We start from the raw sequence: 19,886 nt of genomic DNA, 5'->3' as shown, positions 1-19,886 counted from the left end.
AGGGGCGGGCGATTGACCCATTCGCGCGCCCACCCCGTACTCGGCGGCTATTCGCCCAGCAGGCGGAACCAGTAGAAGCCGTGCCCCGCGATCGTGAGCAGGTACGGCCATTCGCCGATCGGCGGGAAGCGCACGTCACCCGTGAGCTCCACCGGAACCCGCCCGTTGAACGACCGCAGGTCCAGCTCGGTGGGCTGCGCGAAGCGCGAGAAGTTGTGCACGCACAGCACCAAGTCGTCCCCGTACTCGCGGAGGAAAGCCAGTACCGCCGGGTTGGACGAGGGCAGTTCGGTGTACGAGCCGAGGCCGAAGGCCGGGTTCGCCTTGCGGATCTCGATCAGCCTGCGGGTCCAGTGCAGCAGTGAGGAGGGCGATGCCATCGCGGCCTCGACATTGGTGACCTGGTACCCGTGGACCGGGTCCATGATGACCGGCAGGTTCAGCCTGCCCGGATCGCAGGAGGAGAAACCGGCGTTGCGGTCCGGGGTCCACTGCATCGGGGTGCGCACCCCGTCGCGGTCGCCGAGCCAGATGTTGTCGCCCATGCCGATCTCGTCGCCGTAGTAGAGCACCGGCGAGCCGGGCAGCGACAGCAGCAGGGCCGTGAACAGCTCCATCTGGTTGCGGTCGTTGTCGAGGAGCGGGGCGAGCCGGCGCCGGATGCCGATGTTGGCCCGCATCCGCGGGTCCTTGGCGTACTCGGCGTACATGTAGTCGCGCTCTTCGTCGGTGACCATCTCGAGGGTGAGCTCGTCGTGGTTGCGCAGGAAGATGCCCCATTGGCAGCGGTCCGGGATCGCCGGGGTCTTGGCCAGGATTTCGGAGACGGGGTAGCGCGACTCTCTTCGTACGGCCATGAAGATGCGCGGCATGACGGGGAAGTGGAAGGCCATGTGGCATTCGTCCCCGCCCTTCGCGAAGTCGCCGAAGTAGTCGACGACGTCCTCGGGCCACTGGTTGGCCTCGGCGAGCAGCACGGTGTCGGGGTAGTGCGCGTCGATCTCGGCCCTGACCCGCTTCAGGAGCCGGTGGGTGCGCGGCAGGTTCTCGCAGTTGGTGCCCTCCTCGGCGTAGAGGTAGGGCACGGCGTCGAGCCGGAAGCCGTCGATGCCGAGGTCGAGCCAGAAGCGCAGCGCCGAGATGATCTCCTCCACGACGGCCGGGTTCTCGTAGTTGAGGTCCGGCTGGTGCGAGAAGAAGCGGTGCCAGTAGTACTGCTTGCGTACCGGGTCGTACGTCCAGTTGGAGGTCTCGGTGTCGATGAAGATGATGCGGGCGTCCTGGTACTGCTTGTCGTTGTCGGCCCACATGTAGTAGTCGCCGTACGGACCGTCCGGGTCCTTGCGCGACTGCTGGAACCACTCGTGCTGGTCGCTCGTGTGGTTCATGACGAAGTCGATGATCACCCGCATGCCGCGGTGGTGCGCGGCGTCCACGAACTCCACGAAGTCGGCGAGATCGCCGAACTCGGGCAGCACGGACGTGTAGTCCGCGACGTCGTAGCCCCCGTCACGGAGAGGCGAGGCGAAGAACGGCGGCAGCCAGAGGCAGTCGACGCCCAGCCACTGGAGGTAGTCGAGCTTGGCGGTGAGCCCCTTCAGGTCTCCTACGCCGTCGCCGTTGCTGTCGTGGAAGGACCGTACGAGCACCTCGTAGAAGACCGCCCGCTTGAACCAGTCGGGGTCTCGGTCCTTCGCGGGGGTGTCCTCGAACGTGTCGTGGACGGGATCGTTGATCATCATGTGGTGGGTGACCCTCCGGTGGGCGGGGACGGTCGCAGAGCCGCGAGTACGTGTGCGGGTGTTCGGCCCGGCTCCAGGCGTACGTAGTTGGCCCTGCCCCAGTGGTAGGTCTCGCCGGTGAGCTCGTCGCGCACCGCGAGGGACCCGTGCCAGTCGAGGCCGAGTACCGGCATGTCCAACGAGACCGTCGCCTCCTGGGTGTGGTGCGGATCGAGGTTGACGACCACCAGTACGGAATTGGCGCCCGCGTGCTTCGAATAGGCGATCACCTGGTCGTTGTCGGTCGGGTGGAAATGGATGTCGCGCAGCTGCTGGAGCGCCGGGTTGCGGCGGCGCAGCCGGTTGAGCGCGGTGATCAGCGGGGCGATCGTGCGGCCCTCGCGCTCGGCGGCCGCCCAGTCGCGCGGCCGGAACTCGTACTTCTCGGAGTTCAGGTACTCCTCGCTGCCCTCCCGGACCGGGGTGTTCTCACACAGCTCGTACCCGGCGTAGACGCCCCAGGTGGGGGAGAGGGTGGCGGCGAGGACGGCGCGCACCTCGAAGGCCGGGCGGCCGCCCCGCTGGAGGTACTCGTGGAGGATGTCGGGCGTATTGACGAAGAAATTCGGCCGCATGACGGAGGCGGAACGGACGTCCGAGAGCTCGGTCAGGTATTCGGTCAGCTCGGCCTTCGTGTTGCGCCAGGTGAAGTACGTGTACGACTGCTGGAAGCCGATGGCCGCCAGCGCGCGCATCATGGCGGGCCGGGTGAAGGCCTCCGCCAGGAAGATCACGTCGGGATCGGACTTGTTGATGTCCGCGATCACCTTCTGCCAGAAGACGACCGGCTTGGTGTGCGGATTGTCCACCCGGAAGATCCGGACGCCGTGGTCCATCCAGTACCGGAGGATGCGGACCGTTTCCTGTACGAGACCGGCCATGTCGGTGTCGAAGTGGATCGGGTAGATGTCCTGGTACTTCTTCGGCGGGTTCTCGGCGTACGCGATCGTCCCGTCGGCCCGGTGGCGGAACCACTCGGGGTGCTTCTCCACCCAGGGGTGGTCCGGCGAGCACTGGAGCGCGAAGTCGAGCGCGATCTCCATGCGCAGCTCACGGGCGCGGGCGACGAAGGCGTCGAAGTCCTCGATCGTTCCGAGCTCGGGGTGCACGGCGTCGTGGCCGCCCTCGGTGGAGCCGATGGCCCACGGCACCCCGGGGTCCCAACTTCCGGCCGACAGGGTGTTGTTCGGGCCCTTGCGGTAGGTGCTGCCGATGGGATGGATCGGCGGCAGGTACACCACGTCGAACCCCATCGCGGCGATGGCCGGCAGCCGTTCGGCGGCGGTCCGCAGCGTTCCGCTCACGGGCTCCTCGCCGGGCTCGACGACGGCGCCCTCGGAGCGCGGGAACATCTCGTACCAGGAGCCGAAGAGGGCCCGCTTGCGCTCCACGACCAGCGGCAGCGCCTTGGAGGCGGTGACCAGCTCCCGGTACGGACGCCGGGCGAGGGCGGCCAGGACCGGGGCCGCGAGGGCGGCGGAGTACCGCAGCGACACCGGGCGGTCCTCGTCGCGCATGGCCTCGGCGGCGGCCAGGACGTGCTCGCGGCCGTCCTTCTTCGGGATCCTGGAGCCGGCCCGCTCGTAGAGCTCGGCTCCTTCGAGCAGGGTGAGCCCGGGGTCGATGCCGGCGGGGATCTTGATGGCGGCGTGGGCCTGCCAGGTGCCGACCGGGTCGCTCCACGCCTCGACGGTGTACGTCCACCTCCCCTCGACCTCGGCGGAGACCCGGGCACCCCACCGGTCGGTGCCGGGCGCCAGTTCGCGCATCGGCACGGGGGGCCGCAGCCGCCCGCTGGGGTCGCGGAGCACGACATGGGCGGCGACGGCGTCGTGGCCCTCGCGGAATACGGTGGCGGAGATCTCGAAGACCTCTTCCACGACCGCCTTGGCGGGTCTGGCCCCGCAGTCGACGGCGGGGCGGACGTCCAGCACGGGAATGCGACCGATCATGATGGGATCACCTGGGGGCAGTTCGCAGGGCTCGGTGACAACAGTCCAGCCGGAGCACCGGCTGGTCGTGCACGCTCTGTTCGCTCTGTTTCTAGCCGCTCAGAAGACGGCTGGGCTGCGGGCATGGCCGCTCCTGTCCGCGTTCACTCGGGTGGCGGGAGAGGTGGTGGGGCGGGGTGCCGTGCGTGTACGCGGGGAGCCCTGCCCACTCTCACCCCGCTCAATCAGGTCCCCCGGTTAACTACTCGTACGTAGTCGCGCGGCCCGGACCAAGGTCTTGGCCGACATCTGCCGAGGCTCAGTCAAGTCGGTCGGGACTAACGGATGTACGTCCTGACACGCCCGTCGCAGTGACACCAGGAGCCCCTTCGCTGAGTGGGTATTTGGGGCGGTGAGGGCGGATTATCCGGAGTGACAGCGCTGCCCGCAGGGAGGATCATGAGGCCCGTCTCAGTGGGTTCCGTACGCGCTTCCGGCTGCCGGAATGTCCTGAATCCACTTCACTTTTTTTGAAGGATCGTCTCTGTTGCGTCCCACTCGTATGGTGGTCCTGCTCACCGCGGGGCTCGTCACCCTTCTCGGTGTACCGGCCGCCGCGGCCGCCGATGCGCCGGCCACGCTCTACGTCAACAAGTCCGACGCCAACTGCTCGGACACGGGGTCCGGCGCACAGGCCGCCCCGTTCTGCACGATCTCCGCGGCGGCCCGGATCGTAGGGCCGGGCCAGACGGTGCGGATCGATCCGGGCCAGCCGTACGACGAGGCCGTCACCATCGACCGTTCCGGCGAGCCCGGCAAGCCGATCGCCTTCGTGTCCGGTGCGGCGGACGGCTACAGCCGGGTGGATCTCGGCAAGGGCCTGACCCTCACCGGTGCGGGCCACGTGGTGGTGCGCGGCATGTACGTCGGCGACGGCATCCGGGTCTCCCGGTCCACCGACGTCGAGCTGGACCGGATCCAGAGCGGCGGGGGTGAGCTCGACGGCCTCGTCATCGGGGAAGGGAGCGCGGACGTGCGCTTCACCCGCGGCTCGGTGTGGGGGGTCCGGGTCGAGGGCGGCGCGCGGGGTACCGTCCTCAGCCGCAACGAGCTCAACGGAACCCTGGGGTCGAGCAACGTGGCGGTGGTGGACGCGCCCGGCACGGTCATCACCAACAACGACTTCTCCGCCCTCTGCGGGGCGACCGTGTCGTTCGGCGGCGCCTCGACCGGCTCCGCACTGTTCAACAATGTGATCTTCAGTGAGTCCACCCACAGTGGCTGCCGGTCGGCGGGTCCGCGGGGCGGCGTCGACGTGTCGCAGAGTGCGGCCGAGGGCACGCGAGTGGACTACAACGTGTTCAGCGGCCACGGAACGCCGGCGGTGAACCCGTACACCTGGGCCGGCAAGGCCTACCCGAGCCCGGCGGCCTTCCAGTCCGCGACCGGCCAGGGTGCACACGACATCCTGGCCCCCGACGGCTACAAGGTCGGTGCGATGGACGGTTCGCCCACCATCGACTCCGCCGACGCGACCGCTCCGGGCGTCCTGCCCACCGACATCCACGGGAAGCCCGCCACCGACGACCCCCGCGTCCCGAACACCGGCAAGGACGGCGGGTACCTGGACCGCGGAGCCCGCGAGACCCAGGACTACCTGAAGGGCGTCCGGCTGGACCTCGACCCGTACTGGGCGCCGGTGGGCACCACGGTGAAGGCGACGGCCACCGCGGACAACCGGTGGCCGGGCGCGCTGACGTTCCACTACGACTTCGGCGACGGCACGGCCCCCACCGTGACGAGGGCGACCACGGCCGAGCACGTCTACAGCGCGCCCTGTGCGTGGTGCGCGGTCAAGGTGTCGGCCGTCTCGGGCGCCGGGGAGACGGTGTCCGACGCCAAGTCGACGAACGTGACCGCGGCCGGTCCGCTCACCGCTGCCCTCGCCGTGGATCCGGTTCTGCCGACCTCGGACAACCCGATCGGCCACACCCCTCCGCTGAGCGTGGACGTCAAGACCGCGGCCTCCGTCACGCCCTGGCCGGTGGAGAGCGTGGACTTCGACTTCGGTGACGGCGCCACCTCGCACCAGACCGGGCTGTCCGGCACGAGTCACACCTACGCCCGGCCCGGTGAGTACAAGGTCACGTTCACGGTCCGCGACGTGAAGGGGGCCACGTCCACGGCCACGCGGAGCGTGAAGGTCGACTACGCGCCGTCCGGCTACGTCGCCACGGCGCCGTTCCGGCTGCTGGACACGCGTGCCAACGGCACCGTTCTCTGGGGCGGGAGCCCCACCGCGGTGACGCTGCCGGTCGGGATCACCGTGCCGGACCACGTCCTGTCCGGCAGCATGGCCGCGGCCGTCCTGAACGTGACCGTCACCGGTGCCACCGAGGACACCCACCTCAGCGTCTGGCCCTCGGGCCAGCCCCGCCCCGCCACCTCGAACGTCAACGTCAGGGCGGGCGGCACCTCCGCCAACACCGTCACCGTCCCGGTCGGCGCCGACGGCAAGGTCTCCGCGCAGCTCAACTCCGGCAAGGCCGCGCTGGTCGTGGACTTCGTCGGCTACTACCAGCCCGGCATCGGCCAGCGGTTCTCCCCGATCACGCCGACCCGCGTCGTCGACACCCGCACCGCGGGCGGCGCGCTGGGCGGCGGTCAGACCCGCACGGTGAAGGTCGCCGGGGTGAACGGGATCCCCGCCGACGCCACGGCCGTCGCCTTCAACCTGACCGGTACCGGCTCCACCGAGAACGCCCACGTCATCGCCTACGCCGACCCGGACAAGCGGCCCGCGACCTCGAACCTCAACCTGGAGCCCGGCAAGGACAAGTCGAACCAGGCCATCGTCCCCGTCGGCCCCGACGGCACCATCACCCTCTACACCAACACCGGCTCCACCCACCTGATCCTCGACGCCGTCGGCTGGTACGCCAAGGACGCCAAGGCACTCTTCACCCCCGTCGTCCCGCGCCGCCTCGCCGACACCCGCACCACCGGCAAGCCGGCCCCCGGCGCCACCACCACGGTGACCGGTCTGCCCGAGGGCGCCGTCGGCGCCGCGCTGAACGTCACCGCGACCGACTCCACCGGCCCCGGCTTCCTCACCGTGTACGCGTACGGCACCACCCGCCCGGGCGCGAGCAGCCTCAACACCCGCCCCGGCGACACCGTCCCCAACCACGTCACCACCCCGGTCGGCGACGGCGGCCGCGTGTCCGTCTGGAACAGCTACGGCGGCAGCACCCACGTGATCACCGACCTGCTCGGCTACTTCACCCAGGGCTGACCGGCGGCGGGAACACCGTCACCGACGCGCAACACCCGCCGCCCCGGGCGCCCGTGCACCGCACGGGGCGTCCGGGGCGGCGGCGTTGGAGGCGGTGCGTCCGGCGCCGGAGGCACCGTGGCAGGCGGGGCCCCGGTGAGGCTAGCCTTCCCGGGGTGATGCGCGGACGCACAGCGTGGTGCGGCCGCTTCGATCCGCAATCGCCTGCGAAGGTAGAACGTGTGAAGGCTATCCGTCGATTCACCGTGCGCCCCGTCCTCCCGGAACCATTGCTTCCGCTTGCCGATCTCGCGCGCAATCTGCGCTGGTCGTGGCATACCGAGACCCGTGAACTCTTCCAATCCGTCGACCCCGAGGGCTGGCAGGCCGCCGGCGGCGATCCCGTCCGGCTGCTCGGCGCGGTCTCCGCACCCCGGCTCGAGGAACTGGCCGGCGACCGGCGGTTCCTGCGCCGGCTCGCCGTCGTCGCCGCCGACCTCGACGACTACGTCCACGGCGGGAGGTGGTACCAGAGTCACGAGGACCATGCCGAGCTGCCCGCAGGGATCGCCTACTTCTCGCCCGAGTTCGGGATCACCGCCGCCCTGCCGCAGTACTCCGGCGGGCTCGGCATCCTCGCCGGGGACCACCTCAAGGCCGCCAGCGACCTCGGCGTCCCCCTCATCGGAGTGGGACTTCTCTACCGGCACGGCTACTTCCGCCAGTCGCTCTCCCGCGACGGCTGGCAGCAGGAGCACTATCCCGTCCTCGACCCCAACGAGCTCCCCGTCTCCCTCCTGCGCGACGGCGAGGGGGCACCGGCCCGGGTGACCCTGAGCCTGCCGGGCGGCCGCGCCCTGCACGCACACATCTGGCAGGCCCGCGTCGGCCGCGTCCCGCTCCTGCTCCTCGACTCCGACGTCGAGGACAACGACGCCGGCGCCCGCGAGGTGACCGACCGGCTCTACGGAGGCGGCAGCGACCACCGCCTCCTCCAGGAGATGCTGCTCGGCATCGGAGGCGTGCGCGCAGTGCGCGCGTACTGCGGGATCACCGGACATCCCGACCCCGAGGTGTTCCACACGAACGAGGGACACGCCGGCTTCCTCGGGCTCGAACGCATAAGGGAACTGGAAGGGGAGCAGGGGCTCGGCTTCGAGGCCGCCGTCGAGGCGGTGCGCGCCGGGACCGTGTTCACGACGCACACGCCGGTGCCCGCCGGCATCGACCGCTTCGAGCGGGCCCTCGTCGCCCGGCACTTCGGGCCCGGAGCGGAGCTGGCCGCCCTGCCGGTCGACCGGATCCTGGAACTGGGCGCCGAGTCCTATCCCGGCGGCGACCCCGGGGTCTTCAACATGGCGGTGATGGGGCTGCGGCTGGCCCAGCGGGCCAACGGGGTCTCCACCCTGCACGGGGCGGTCAGCCGCGGCATGTTCGCCGGGCTGTGGCCGGGCTTCGACCCGGCGGACGTGCCGATCACCTCCGTGACCAACGGCGTGCACGCCCCGACCTGGGTGGCCCCCGAGGTGGTCCGCCTCGGCGTCCGCCAGATCGGCGCAGGGCGCACCGAGGACGCGCTGTCGGTGGGCGGCTCCCAGCGCTGGGACGCGGTCGCCGACATCGGAGACCAGGACATCTGGGACCTGCGGCGCGTGCTGCGCGAGCAGCTGGTGCAGGAGGTGCGCGACCGGCTGCGGGCCTCGTGGCTCCAGCGCGGGGCCGCGGAGGCCGAACTCGGCTGGGTGGACTCCGTGCTCGACCCGGACGTGCTCACCATCGGGTTCGCCCGGCGCGTGCCCTCGTACAAGCGGCTCACGCTGATGCTGCGCGACCCCGAGCGGCTGCGCGCGCTGCTGCTCGACCCGGACCGGCCCGTGCAGATCGTCGTCGCCGGCAAGGCCCACCCGGCCGACGACGGGGGCAAGCGGCTCGTCCAGGAGCTGGTGCGGTTCTCGGACGATCCGCGGGTGCGGCACCGGATCGTCTTCCTGCCCGACTACGGCATGGCCATGGCGCAGAAGCTCTACCCGGGCTGCGACGTCTGGCTGAACAATCCGCTGCGGCCGCTGGAGGCCTGCGGGACCAGCGGGATGAAGGCGGCGCTCAACGGCTGCCTCAACCTGTCCGTGCTGGACGGCTGGTGGGACGAGTGGTTCGAACCGGACTTCGGCTGGGCCATCCCGACGGCCGACGGCCTCGGGACGGACGAGGACCGGCGCGACGACCTGGAGGCCGGCGCCCTCTACGAGTTGATCGAGGACCGGGTCGCGCCGCGGTTCTACGACCGGGCCGACCGCAGCGGACTGCCGGTGCGGTGGATCGAGATGGTCCGGCGCACCCTCGTTTCACTGGGTCCCAAGGTGCTCGCGGGTCGCATGGTGCGGGAGTACGTGGAGCGGCTGTACGCGCCGGCCGCGCGCTCCCACCGGGCCCTGGACGCGGACGCGGCACGGGACCTGGCCTGGTGGAAGGGACGGGTCCGGGCGGCCTGGCCGCGGGTCGCCGTCGAGCACGTGGAGGCGCTGGCCGCGGCCCCGGTGAACGGCACCGCCGAGCTCGGGGCCACGCTCACGCTGCGGGTGCGGGTGGCGCTGGACGCGCTCACCCCCGAGGACGTCGAGGTGCAGGCCGTCGCGGGGCGGGTGGATCCGCAGGACGTGATCCGCGACGGGCGGTCCTTCCCGCTCAAGCCCACCGCCGGCCCGGACCTGGAGGGGCGCTGGATGTACGAGGGCCCGCTCGCCCTCGACCGTACGGGGCCCTACGGCTACACCGTACGGATCCTGCCCGCACACCCGATGCTGGCGACGCCGGCCGAACTGGGGCTGGTCGCGGCCCCGGTGGAGACCGAAGCGGCCCGTGACGCGGGCCCGGGGGGCGGTGTCCTCCTGCGCTAGCCGCCGGGGCCCGCAGGGCTCCGCGGTTCAGGGGGCGGGCGGCGGATCGACCAGCCGCCCGCCCTCCACCAGCATCCCGGCCCGCTTGATGTTGCGCAGGGTCGGGATCACCTCCACGTGCTGGATGCCGGGCACCGCGCCGATCCGCTCGGTCATGTACGTGTACAGCGCGTCGGTGTCGCGGCACACCACCACCGCCATCAGATTGGCCGTGCCGGTCACCGCGGCCGCGAAGGGCACCTCCGGGTGGGCGGCCAGCGCGGCGCCCACCTCCGCCAGCCGGGCCGGGGCCGCGGTCAGCGTCAGCGTCGCCTCCGCCTCGAAGCCCAGGGCCGAGGGGACGAACTCCACGTCGAAGTAGAGCGCCCGCAGCTCGCGCAGCCGCTCCAGCCGGCGGCGCGCGGTCGACTCCGACAGGCCCGAGGCCCGGGCCAGCTCCGGATAGCCGGCCCGGCCGTCCTGGGCCAGCACGGCCAGCAGCGCGTGCTCGGCCTCGTCCAGGACGTACCGTTCGCGCTCCGGCCCGGCCGCCACGGGGGGCCGGGCCGCCGGCCGGTCCAGCGCCGCGATCTGCTCGGGCCGCAGCACGTCGAGGCCGGACCACTGCGCCGGGCCGCCGATGTACACCCGCAGGATGGTGTGGGCGCTGACCCCGGTCACCCGGCGGGTGCGCGGCAGCTTGTCCAGGAGCAGGCCGTCGCGGTCCTGGCGGGTGCGGGCCTTGGTCAGGCAGTGGATCTCGGTGCCGCCCGAGCCGAGCTTCACCCAGGAGATGTCCGGCCGCCGGGCCAGCGCCTCGGCCACCGCGAGCGCGGCGTCCGGCGCGCACTGCACCCGCAGCCAGGATTCGAAGAGCCCGACGCGGTTGCCCAGCGGCAGCCCGATCACCCGGAGCAGGCCCGAGGTGCGCAGCCGGCGGTAGCGGCGCACCACCGTCTGGTCGGAGACCTCCAGGACCTCGGCGATCCTGCTGAAGGCGGCCCGTCCGTCGATCATCAGGGCCTGCATCAGGGCGCGGTCGAGGCCGTCCAGCTGCACGGGCGTGGTCATGGATTCCATCATGACAGGGGATCCGAAGAGTGAAATCCGGCAGCCGGGAGGGTCTGGGTGGGGGATCGGCCGTCCGGGTGGGAGTTTGGAGCCACCGCCACCCCACCACCACCCCCTGCCGGGCCTCCGGGTCCCGAGGAGTTCTCCCATGCGCAAATGGCTCCCGCTGACCGCGGTGTGCCTCGGGGCGTTCATGCTCCTGGTCGACGTCACGATCGTGATGGTCGCCCTGCCCGACATGGCCGCCGACATGCACACCTCCTTCTCCGGACTCCAGTGGGTCGTCGACGGCTACGCCCTGGCCCTCGCCGCCCTGCTGCTCGGCGCCGGCTCCCTCGCCGACCGGATCGGCCGCCGCCGCGTCTACCTCGGCGGGCTCGCCCTCTTCGCCGCCGCCTCCCTCGCCTGCGGGCTGGCCGGCGGCCCGGCCGCGCTGATCGCCTTCCGCACCGTCCAGGGCATCGGTGGCGCCGCGATGTTCGCCACCACCATGGCCCTGCTCAGCAGCGCCTACCAGGGCCGTGACCGCGGGGTCGCCTTCGGGGTCTGGGGCGCGGTCAACGGGGCCGCCGCCGCGGCCGGCCCGATCATCGGCGGGCTGCTCACCCAGCACTTCGGCTGGCGCTGGATCTTCTTCATCAACCTCCCCGTCTGCGCCCTGGCCGTGTACGTGACGCTGAAGTCGGTCGCCGAATCCCGTGACCCCCACGCCAAGGGCCTCGACCTGCCCGGCATGGCCGCGTTCACCACCGGGGCCGCGGCCGTCACCTACGCCCTGATCCGGGTCGGCGAGAACGGCTGGACCGGCGCCGCCACCCTCGGCCTCCTCGGTCTCGGCGTGGCCGCCTTCGCCGCGTTCGTCCTCGTCGAACTGCGCAGCCCCCGCCCCATGCTGGACCTCTCGCTGTTCCGCAGCCGCTCCTTCGTCGGCGTCATGGCCGGGGCGCTGCTGCTGTCGGGCGCGGCCTTCTCGTACCTGATGTACGTCTCCCTGTGGCTGCAGTCCGCGGAGGGGATGGGCCCGGTCTCCGCCGGCCTGGTGCTGGTGCCGCTGAGCATCTCCTCGTTCGCCGTCTCCGCGGTGGCCGGGCGGCTGCTGCACGGAGCCCCGGCGCGGCTGACCATCGGCGGCGGGATGCTGCTGATCGGGGCGGGCGCGCTGCTCCAGGCCTGGATGACGGACGCGGGCGACGGCTGGTCGGTCCTGGTCCCGGGGCTGGTGGTGACCGGGCTCGGAGTGGGCATGGCGACCCCGGCCCTGGCCGCCGCCGCGATGGGGGCCGTGACCCCGGCCCGGGCGGGCATGGCCGGCGGGGCCCTGAACACCGCGCGGCAGCTGGGCATGGCCCTCGGGGTCGCGGTGCTCGGCGCGGTCTTCCAGGCCGGGCTGCGGGACGGGCTCGCCGGCTCCGGCCAAGGCCACGGCACGGCCGAGGCGTTGGCCTCCGGGCGGGCCGGGCAGCTGCTGGCGACGGGTCCGGCCGCACGGGTCTGGGTCGAGGAGGCCTTCGCGAGCGGACTGCGCGGGACGTTCCTGACCTCGGGGCTGATGGGGCTGGCGGGGGCGCTGCTGGTCCTGGTGCTGGTCCGTACGAAGGCACCGGCTCCCGCGCGGGCCCAGGCCCGGGCGGCGACCCCGGTCCCCGGTCCGGCCGCCGGGGACCCCTCGGCATTCGAACGCGCGTCCGCGTAGCGGGCGGTGGGCGGGGCCGTACGGGTGAAGGTGGCCGGGCCGGGAGGGTGAACCTTCGAACGTGTTGCGCATGGCGCAGTGCTCCGGCGTGGAATACCGCTCCCGACTTCGCCCGCTGGGTGCCACCGGACGGGCATCCCGTGCCCACAGAACGGACTGCCTCCCCATGCGTCTTCGCCCGACCGCCGCAGCGCTGCTCGGCGCCCTCGCCCTCGTCCTGCCGACCGCCGGCCCCTCGCTGGCCGGTGGCCACGACGACCTCGGCCGGCTGCAGTACATCATCGACAACGACGAGCGGGCACAGATCCGCCCGGCGGACAACGACACCTGCTACGAGCTGACCGACACCTCGCGCAACCGGCCCGCGACGGCGGTGCACAACGGCACCGAGTCGCGGGCCCTGCTCTACCCGAACCGCGGGTGCGGCGGCCGGGTGGAGCGCGAGCTGCAGCCGGGGGACACCGTGTACAACGTCGAGGTCCTCTCGGTGACGTTCGTGCCGGTCCGCAGCCACCATGACGACTGCCGCGACGACTTCCGCCGGGGCGGCTGCGGCGATTCGCGCTGGGACGACGACGACTTCCGCTCCGCCTTCCGGAACGACGGCTGACCTCCCGGTCCGCCGAGCACGGGTGAGGGTCCGGCCCCCGAGGGGGCCGGACCCTCACCCGTCAGAGCACTCCCGCCGCCGGCCGGTGCCCGTCCAGCAGTGCGGCGGGGGTACGTGGAACAGGGCCGCCCGGGAGGGTCTCTCCCGGACGGCCCCGCGTTTTCAGTGGGTCAGCCGTCTGGCTCCACCTGCCCCGGAGGGGTCAGAAGGTGAGCTTCCAGCTGTCGATCTTGCCGGTGTCCAGGCTCGCGTTGTCGCTGACCCGGAGCTTCCAGACGCCCTGGGCCACCTCGGACGAGGCGTCGACCGTGTAGCTCTTGACGATGTTGTCCGCGCTGCCGCCGGAGCGGTTGTGCAGGTTGTAGACGCTGCCGTCAGGGGCGACCAGGTCGACCTTCAGGTCACCGATGTAGGTGTGGAGGATGTTGACGTCCACCTTGAGGGTGCTCGGCGCGTTGCCGGTGCGGGTCACCGTGATCGGGGACTCGACCGTCGCGTTGTCGGCGATCGCGTAGTCGTTCGTGTTCTCGAACACGTTCTGCTGGGACGTGCCGACGGTCCAGGTGAAGGACGTCGTGCCCGTCTTGCTCGCCGAGTCGGTCACCGTCACGGTCACGTTGGACGTGCCCGCGGTGGTGGCCGTGCCCGAGATCAGACCGGTCGAGGAGTTGATCGACAGGCCGGCCGGGAGGCCGGTGGCCGCGTAGCTGAGCGCACCCGGGTTGGTGCTGGTCGCCTGGACCTGAAGGCTCACGGCGGTGTTGATCTGGGTGGTCTGGTTCGGGATCGCGGTGACCGAGACGCCGGACTGCGGCGGCCGGGCGCCGACGGCGATGGCGGCCCAGGCGTTGGCCACGTTGTTGTACGTGACCGAGTTCGCCCCGTACAGGTCGGCGGCGGCCTGGAGGGTCGCCGTACGGGCGGCCGCGTAGTTGGTGTTCGACTTGAAGTAGCCCACCGTCAGCGCGCGGAACCAGATCTTCGCGGCGGCGTCACGGCCGATCGCGGTGACCGGGAGGCCGTCGGAGGTCGGCGAGTTGTAGCTCACGCCGTTGATGACCTTGGCGCCGGAGCCCTCGGACATCAGGTAGAAGACGTGGTTGGCCGGGCCCGAGGAGTAGTGGACGTCGATGCCGCCGATGCCCGAGTACCACGAGTCCTTGGAGCCGCCGTCCTTGCTCGGCTTGTCCATGTAGCGCAGCGGGGTGCCGTCGCCGTTGATGTCGATCTTCTCGCCGACCAGGTAGTCGCCGACGTCCTGCGGGTTGTTGGCGTAGAACTCGACGGCCGCAGCCATGATGTCCGAGGTCGCCTCGTTCAGGCCGCCGGGCTCACCGCTGTAGGTCATGTTGCCGGTGACCGAGGTGAGGCCGTGGGTCATCTCGTGGGCGGCCACGTCGATCGACGTCAGCGGGTGCGTGTTGCTCGTACCGTCGCCGTACGTCATGCAGAAGCAGGAGTCGTCCCAGAACGCGTTCACGTACGCGTTGCCGTAGTGGACCCGGCTGTACGGGGCCACGCCGTCGTTGCGCAGGCCGTTGCGGCCGTGCACGTTCTTGTAGTAGTCCCACGTCAGCTGTGCGCCGTAGTGCGCGTCGGCGCCTGCGGTCGCGCGGTTGGACGCGGCGCCGTTGCCCCACACGTCGGTCGTGTTGGTGAACAGGCTGCCGGTGCCGGAGCTGCCGCCGTTGAGGTCGTACGTCTTGTGGTTGCCGCGCCCTGCGTCGTTCAGCGTGTAGTTGCTGCCCGACTGCGAGGTGCCCATCGTGACCTGGCCGCTGTACATGGTGTTGCCGGTGCCGGTCTCGATGGCCTGCCACTGGGTGATCTTCGCGCCGGTCTTGGCGTCGGTGACCACGTGCAGCTCGCTCGGGGTGCCGTCGTCCTGGAGGCCGCCGACGACGGTCTCGTAGGCGAGGACGGGGGCGCCCTCGGCGGCCCAGATCACCTTGCGGGCGTTCTTGGACGCCTTGGCGTTCTTGGAGCCCTCGGAGTTCGCCGCGGAGACGGCCTGGCCCTCGGCGGCGGACGGGGTGACCGTGGCCGTGGTGTCGGCGACCTTGATCTCGTGGTTGGTCGCCCGGGTGATGCTCTTGGTGACGCCGGCCTTGGCGTGGACCGTCAGGTCGCCGCCGAGTACGGGGAGTCCGCCGTAGGTGCGCTCGTACGTGGTGTGCGTGGTGCCGTCGGCGTCCTTGACGACGTCGCGTACGACCAGCTTCTCCTGCTCGCCGAGGCCGAGGGCCTTGGCCGCCTGGACGGTGGTCGAGTTGGCGTCGGATATGAGCGTCGCACGCTCGGAAGGACTGAGATTGACGGCGGCCGCGCCCGGGTTGGGCTGAGCGGCGTTGCGTGCCTGCGACGCGGTGGCGTCGGCGGAGGCGGTGCCGGCCTGGATGCCGACGGCGAGCAGTGCGGCGGCGGCAACGAGAGCGCCGGCCGCGGTGGCACGCCTGTGGGGGGTGTGACTCAACGCAGACTCCTTCTGCAAGGGGGTGCCGGAGAGCTGGGTGGGCCTCCGGGCAGAGCAGGCTGGTGCGAAGAACGGATCGAAGAGTGCCAGCTGGCGACGTCAATGTCAGGGTCGCGTCAAAAGGTTGGCTGGAAACGGTTCGTTGACCGATGAGACGTATCCGGTATCCGAACCATTCACCTTCGCGTGCGAAAGGGGGGTTCGATATCTGGAACGGTTGGTACCGGTTGCTAACACTTGCGCAACAAGAGGTCCCGTTCGAGCAATCGGCATTTGTCGTACGGGCGTTTGTCGTACTGTTTCCCGGTGCGCCAGTTGTTCGTAGCCAGGGGAAGCCGCGGGCACGCGCATCTGTCATAGACCACGTGCCAGGGGGGCCCATGAGGCATGTCCATTTTCCTGCGCAAAGACTGGCCGGAGCCGCGGCGGCGTCCGCGGGCCTCGCGGCCGCCCCGGTGAGGCGGATCGGCGACAAGGCCCGCTGGTACCTCCCGGCCGCCCTCACGGCCGACTTCCTCGGCGCCGCGGTCCCCGTAGGGCTGGTCTTCCAGGCGGCGCAGCAGGTCCGGCCGGTGTACTGCGCCCTCGGCGCGGCCCTCGCCTGGACCGGGGTGCAGGCGGTGCGCCGCCGCTACGCCTCCCGAGCGCTGGGAGAATCGCGCGGAGTGCTGCCCGTCCTGCATGACTGGCTGATTCTCATCGGTGTCCTGGCCGTGGCCCGCGTGGTGACCGGCGAGAGCACCCCGCGGCTGTCCGCGCTCGGCGCCCTGCTGCCCGCCCTCCTCGTCACCGTGGCCTGCCACAAGCTGACCTACCGCCACCTCTCGGCGGCCCGCCGCGAGGCGCACGCCGTCAGCCGCGTCCTGGTGGTCGGCGAACCCGGCGCGGCCGGAGCCGTCATCGAGCACCTGGCCGCGCGCACCGACCATCCCTACGTCGTCGTCGGCGTGGTGCCGGTCGGCGCCGGCCCGCTCGAGGGCGGGGTGCCCGTCGCGGCACGGCTCGACGAGAGCGCGCCCGAGGCGCCGAACGCGGACTCGACCGCCGTGCTCGGCGCCGTCCGCAGCCACCACGCCGACCTCGTCCTGGTCGCCCCGGGCGCGCGGATCTCGGGGGAGCGGCTGCGCAAGGTCGCCTGGGCGCTGCACGACGCGGGGCTGGAACTCGCCGTCTTCCCCGGGCTCGTGGAGGTTTCCGTCAAGCGGCTGGAGACCCTCTCCGCGGGCGGGCTCGCCGTGCTGCGGGTGGCGCCGCCGGTGGGCCGCGGCGTGCAGACCGTGCTCAAGTCGGTCCTCGACCGCACCGGGGCCGCCGTCGGGCTGCTCCTGCTCTCGCCCGTCTTCCTCGGCATCGTCCTGGCGATCCGGCTCGGCTCACGCGGTCCGGCGTTCTACCGCCAGCGGCGCATAGGGCGCGACGGGGTCCCGTTCGTCATGTGGAAGTTCCGCACCATGGTCGTGGACGCGGACCGGCTCAAGAACGAGCTGTCCGGGGCCAACGAGAACGACGGCCTGATGTTCAAGATCCGCCGCGATCCCCGGGTGACCCGGGTGGGCCGGCTGCTGCGCCGTACCTCCATGGACGAACTGCCCCAGCTGTTCAACGTGCTCAGCGGGCACATGTCCCTGGTCGGCCCGCGGCCGCCGCTGCCGGAGGAGGTGGCCCAGTACGACGAGGTCGAACTGCGCCGGCTCACCGTGCGGCCCGGCATGACCGGTCTGTGGCAGATCAGCGGGCGCTCGGACCTCTCCTGGGACGAGACGATCCAGCTCGACCTTCAGTACGTCGACAACTGGTCCTTCACCAGTGACGTCGACGTCATGGGCCGTACCCTCCGCGCCGTCGTCGACGGCCGCGGAGCGTACTAGGGAGTGCCTTGGAGCCTCGGCACCCGCGCTCAGCCCTGCTCGCGCCACCACCGGTAGGTGGCGGCGATGCCGTCCCGCAGCCCGATCTCCGGCTTCCAGCCCAGCGAGGTCAGGCGGGTGACGTCGAGGAGCTTGCGCGGCGTGCCGTCCGGCTTGGACGTGTCCCAGGCGAGCCGGCCGCGGAAGCCGGTCACCTCGGCGACGGTCTCGGCGAGGGCCTTGATGGTGAGGTCGTCGCCGCAGCCGATGTTGACCGGCTCGTCCCCGTCGTAGCCGTTCAACAGCACCGCACAGGCGGCCGCGAGGTCGTCCACGTGCAGGAACTCGCGGCGCGGGGTGCCGCTGCCCCACAGGGTGACCTCCTCGCGCCCCTCGGCGGCCGCCTCGTGGAAGCGCCGGATCAGGGCGGGCAGCACGTGCGAGGTCTCCAGGTCGAAGTTGTCGCCCGGGCCGTAGAGGTTCGTCGGCATCGCCGAGATGTACGAGGCCCCGTACTGCTTCCGGTACGACTGGACCTGGACGATGCCGGCGATCTTCGCCAGCGCGTACGCCTCGTTGGTCGGCTCCAGCGGGCCCGTCAGCAGGGCGTCCTCGCTGATGGGCTGCGGGGCCAGCTTCGGGTAGATGCAGGAGGAGCCCAGGAACAGCAGGCGGCCGACCCCGGCGGCGTGCGCGCCGCCGATGACGCTGAGCTGGATCTTGAGGTTGTCCTCCAGGAACTGCACCGGGTAGGTGCTGTTGGCCATGATCCCGCCGACCTTGGCGGCGGCCAGCACGACGGCGTCGGGGCGGACGTCCTTCAGGTACGCCTCCGTGGCGGCGGCGTCGCGCAGGTCGAGGTCGGCACGGCCCCGGGTGAGCACCTCGTGGCCGTCGGCGGTGAGCCGGCGGGCGACCGCGGAGCCCACGAGGCCGCGGTGGCCCGCGACGAAGACGCGGGCGTTCGGGGGCAGGAGCGGCAGCGAACTTGTCATACCGCCGATGATGCCAGTCCGCAGCCGCGGGCCGCCGACGAGGTCCGGCCGCCGGACGAGTTCCGGCACTCGGACGGGAGCCGGCCGCCGGAGCGGGGCCGCCCGCCCGCCGCGAGCGGAATCCGGGCGGAGGGGGCGGGCGCGGGCCGTGTACGGTACGCATCCAGCCTCGTAAGGGTGGGGCGGCTGGGGCGGGGCCCCGCTCACCAGAACAGACCGACACGATCCCCAGGGGGACCCCAGATGGGCAAGACCGCACTCATAACCGGCGTCACCGGGCAGGACGGCTCGTACCTCTCCGAGCTGCTGCTCTCCAAGGGCTACACGGTGCACGGCCTGGTGCGGCGCTCCTCCAGCTTCAACACCGAGCGGATCGACCACATCTACCAGGACCCGCAGACCGCCAACCGGTCCTTCGTCCTGCACCACGCCGACCTCTCCGACGGTGTCGCGCTCGTGAACCTGCTCCGCGAGATCCGGCCCGACGAGGTCTACAACCTGGGCGCCCAGTCCCATGTGCGGGTCTCCTTCGACGCCCCCCTCTACACGGGCGACGTGACCGGCCTCGGCGCCCTGCGCCTCCTGGAGGCGATCCGGGCCAGCGGTGTGGACACCCGGATCTACCAGGCCTCGTCCTCGGAGATGTTCGGGGCCACCCCGCCGCCGCAGAACGAGCGGACCCCGTTCCACCCGCGCAGCCCGTACGGCGCCGCGAAGGTGTTCGCGTACTGGACCACGGTGAACTACCGCGAGGCGTACGACATGTTCGCCGTCAACGGGATCCTGTTCAACCACGAGTCCCCGCGCCGCGGCGAGACCTTCGTGACCCGCAAGATCACCCGCGCGGTGGCCCGGATCAAGGCCGGCCTCCAGGAGCACCTGTACCTGGGCAACCTCGACGCGGTCCGCGACTGGGGCTACGCCCCCGAGTACGTGGACGCCATGTGGCGGATGCTCCAGCAGGACGAGCCGACCGACTACGTCGTCGCCACGGGCGTGGCCGCCACGGTCCGCGAGTTCGTGGAGTCCTCCTTCGCCCACGCGGGACTCGACTGGGCCGAGCACGTGCGCTACGACCCGAAGTACGAGCGCCCGAGCGAGGTGGACGCCCTCATCGGTGACGCCTCCAAGGCCAATGAACTGCTTGGCTGGAAGCCGACGGTGCTCGTTGCCGAGCTGGCGCAGATCATGGTCGACGCCGACATCCGGCAGGTCGAGGACCAGTTGGCGGGCGTGACGGTCCGCATCGACCGCTGAAACCCTTATATTTCCCCTACGATTTGCCGTGTCCCGGTCATCTCCGCTGGTATCGGCGGGTGTGGCCGGGGCAAACCT

Annotated in this window: 11 protein-coding genes; 6 read left to right on the top strand and 5 right to left on the bottom strand. The window is 71.3% G+C overall.

Annotation, left to right across the window (positions count from 1 at the left end):
* Nucleotides 1-47 precede the first annotated feature (47 nt).
* Both treS and K7B10_RS14070 read right to left on the bottom strand, forming a co-directional pair.
* Nucleotides 48-1,742, bottom strand: coding sequence for a maltose alpha-D-glucosyltransferase (treS, locus tag K7B10_RS14075; protein ID WP_229336401.1), 1,695 nt, complete (start codon nt 1,740-1,742; stop codon nt 48-50).
* Nucleotides 1,739-3,733 (bottom strand): alpha-1,4-glucan--maltose-1-phosphate maltosyltransferase, encoded by a 1,995-nt coding sequence (locus tag K7B10_RS14070; protein WP_229336400.1) that lies wholly within the window; start codon nt 3,731-3,733, stop codon nt 1,739-1,741. Before K7B10_RS14070 ends, treS begins: the two co-directional genes overlap by 4 nt.
* A 526-nt stretch (nt 3,734-4,259) precedes the next feature.
* On the opposite strand from K7B10_RS14070, the gene K7B10_RS14065 reads away from it, so the two are divergent.
* Entirely contained in the window at nt 4,260-7,007 is a 2,748-nt protein-coding gene (locus K7B10_RS14065; RefSeq protein WP_229336399.1) for a PKD domain-containing protein, read from the top strand.
* 221 nt (nt 7,008-7,228) lie between these two features.
* The gene (glgP, locus tag K7B10_RS14060; RefSeq protein ID WP_229336398.1) at nt 7,229-9,883 is read left to right on the top strand and encodes an alpha-glucan family phosphorylase; all 2,655 of its coding nucleotides are present in this window, start codon (nt 7,229-7,231) and stop codon (nt 9,881-9,883) included.
* A 27-nt stretch (nt 9,884-9,910) separates the two neighbouring features.
* Here the strand turns inward: glgP and K7B10_RS14055 are convergent, their stop codons facing one another.
* Complete coding sequence (locus tag K7B10_RS14055) at nt 9,911-10,933, bottom strand: Lrp/AsnC family transcriptional regulator (protein WP_229336397.1); 1,023 nt, start codon at nt 10,931-10,933, stop codon at nt 9,911-9,913.
* Between the two features lie 148 nt (nt 10,934-11,081).
* On the opposite strand from K7B10_RS14055, the gene K7B10_RS14050 reads away from it, so the two are divergent.
* Complete coding sequence (locus tag K7B10_RS14050; protein ID WP_229336396.1) at nt 11,082-12,626, top strand: MFS transporter; 1,545 nt, start codon at nt 11,082-11,084, stop codon at nt 12,624-12,626.
* 166 nt (nt 12,627-12,792) lie between these two features.
* Nucleotides 12,793-13,236 (top strand): hypothetical protein, encoded by a 444-nt coding sequence (locus K7B10_RS14045; RefSeq protein ID WP_229336395.1) that lies wholly within the window; start codon nt 12,793-12,795, stop codon nt 13,234-13,236.
* A gap of 202 nt (nt 13,237-13,438) precedes the next feature.
* Here the strand turns inward: K7B10_RS14045 and K7B10_RS14040 are convergent, their stop codons facing one another.
* The gene (locus tag K7B10_RS14040; protein WP_229336394.1) at nt 13,439-15,709 is read right to left on the bottom strand and encodes a M4 family metallopeptidase; all 2,271 of its coding nucleotides are present in this window, start codon (nt 15,707-15,709) and stop codon (nt 13,439-13,441) included.
* A gap of 380 nt (nt 15,710-16,089) precedes the next feature.
* On the opposite strand from K7B10_RS14040, the gene K7B10_RS14035 reads away from it, so the two are divergent.
* Nucleotides 16,090-17,577: a sugar transferase gene (locus tag K7B10_RS14035; protein WP_229336393.1), complete on the top strand. Its 1,488-nt coding sequence runs from the start codon at nt 16,090-16,092 to the stop codon at nt 17,575-17,577.
* 29 nt (nt 17,578-17,606) lie between these two features.
* Here K7B10_RS14035 and K7B10_RS14030 read toward each other — a convergent pair whose 3' ends face one another.
* A complete protein-coding gene (locus K7B10_RS14030; RefSeq protein ID WP_229336392.1) occupies nt 17,607-18,551 on the bottom strand; it encodes a GDP-L-fucose synthase family protein in 945 nt (314 codons plus the stop codon).
* A gap of 243 nt (nt 18,552-18,794) precedes the next feature.
* On the opposite strand from K7B10_RS14030, the gene gmd reads away from it, so the two are divergent.
* A complete protein-coding gene (gene gmd / locus K7B10_RS14025; RefSeq protein ID WP_229336391.1) occupies nt 18,795-19,808 on the top strand; it encodes a GDP-mannose 4,6-dehydratase in 1,014 nt (337 codons plus the stop codon).
* The last annotated feature ends 78 nt before the right edge of the window (nt 19,809-19,886 follow it).

Source organism: Streptomyces flavotricini (genome assembly GCF_020639365.1).
Lineage (GTDB): Bacteria > Actinomycetota > Actinomycetes > Streptomycetales > Streptomycetaceae > Streptomyces > Streptomyces flavotricini.
The sequence above is the reverse complement of the archived record's forward strand: the minus strand, read 5'-3'. Positions and strand labels throughout refer to the sequence as shown.

What these genes read in the sequence shown, in the direction of transcription:
- treS (WP_229336401.1), bottom strand. Translation starts at nt 1,742, where the DNA reads ATGATGATCAACGATCCCGTCCACGACACGTTCGAGGACACCCCCGCG.
- K7B10_RS14070 (WP_229336400.1), bottom strand. Translation starts at nt 3,733, where the DNA reads ATGATCGGTCGCATTCCCGTGCTGGACGTCCGCCCCGCCGTCGACTGC.
- K7B10_RS14055 (WP_229336397.1), bottom strand. Translation starts at nt 10,933, where the DNA reads ATGACCACGCCCGTGCAGCTGGACGGCCTCGACCGCGCCCTGATGCAG.
- K7B10_RS14050 (WP_229336396.1), top strand. Translation starts at nt 11,082, where the DNA reads ATGCGCAAATGGCTCCCGCTGACCGCGGTGTGCCTCGGGGCGTTCATG.
- K7B10_RS14045 (WP_229336395.1), top strand. Translation starts at nt 12,793, where the DNA reads ATGCGTCTTCGCCCGACCGCCGCAGCGCTGCTCGGCGCCCTCGCCCTC.
- K7B10_RS14035 (WP_229336393.1), top strand. Translation starts at nt 16,090, where the DNA reads ATGAGGCATGTCCATTTTCCTGCGCAAAGACTGGCCGGAGCCGCGGCG.
- K7B10_RS14030 (WP_229336392.1), bottom strand. Translation starts at nt 18,551, where the DNA reads ATGACAAGTTCGCTGCCGCTCCTGCCCCCGAACGCCCGCGTCTTCGTC.
- gmd (WP_229336391.1), top strand. Translation starts at nt 18,795, where the DNA reads ATGGGCAAGACCGCACTCATAACCGGCGTCACCGGGCAGGACGGCTCG.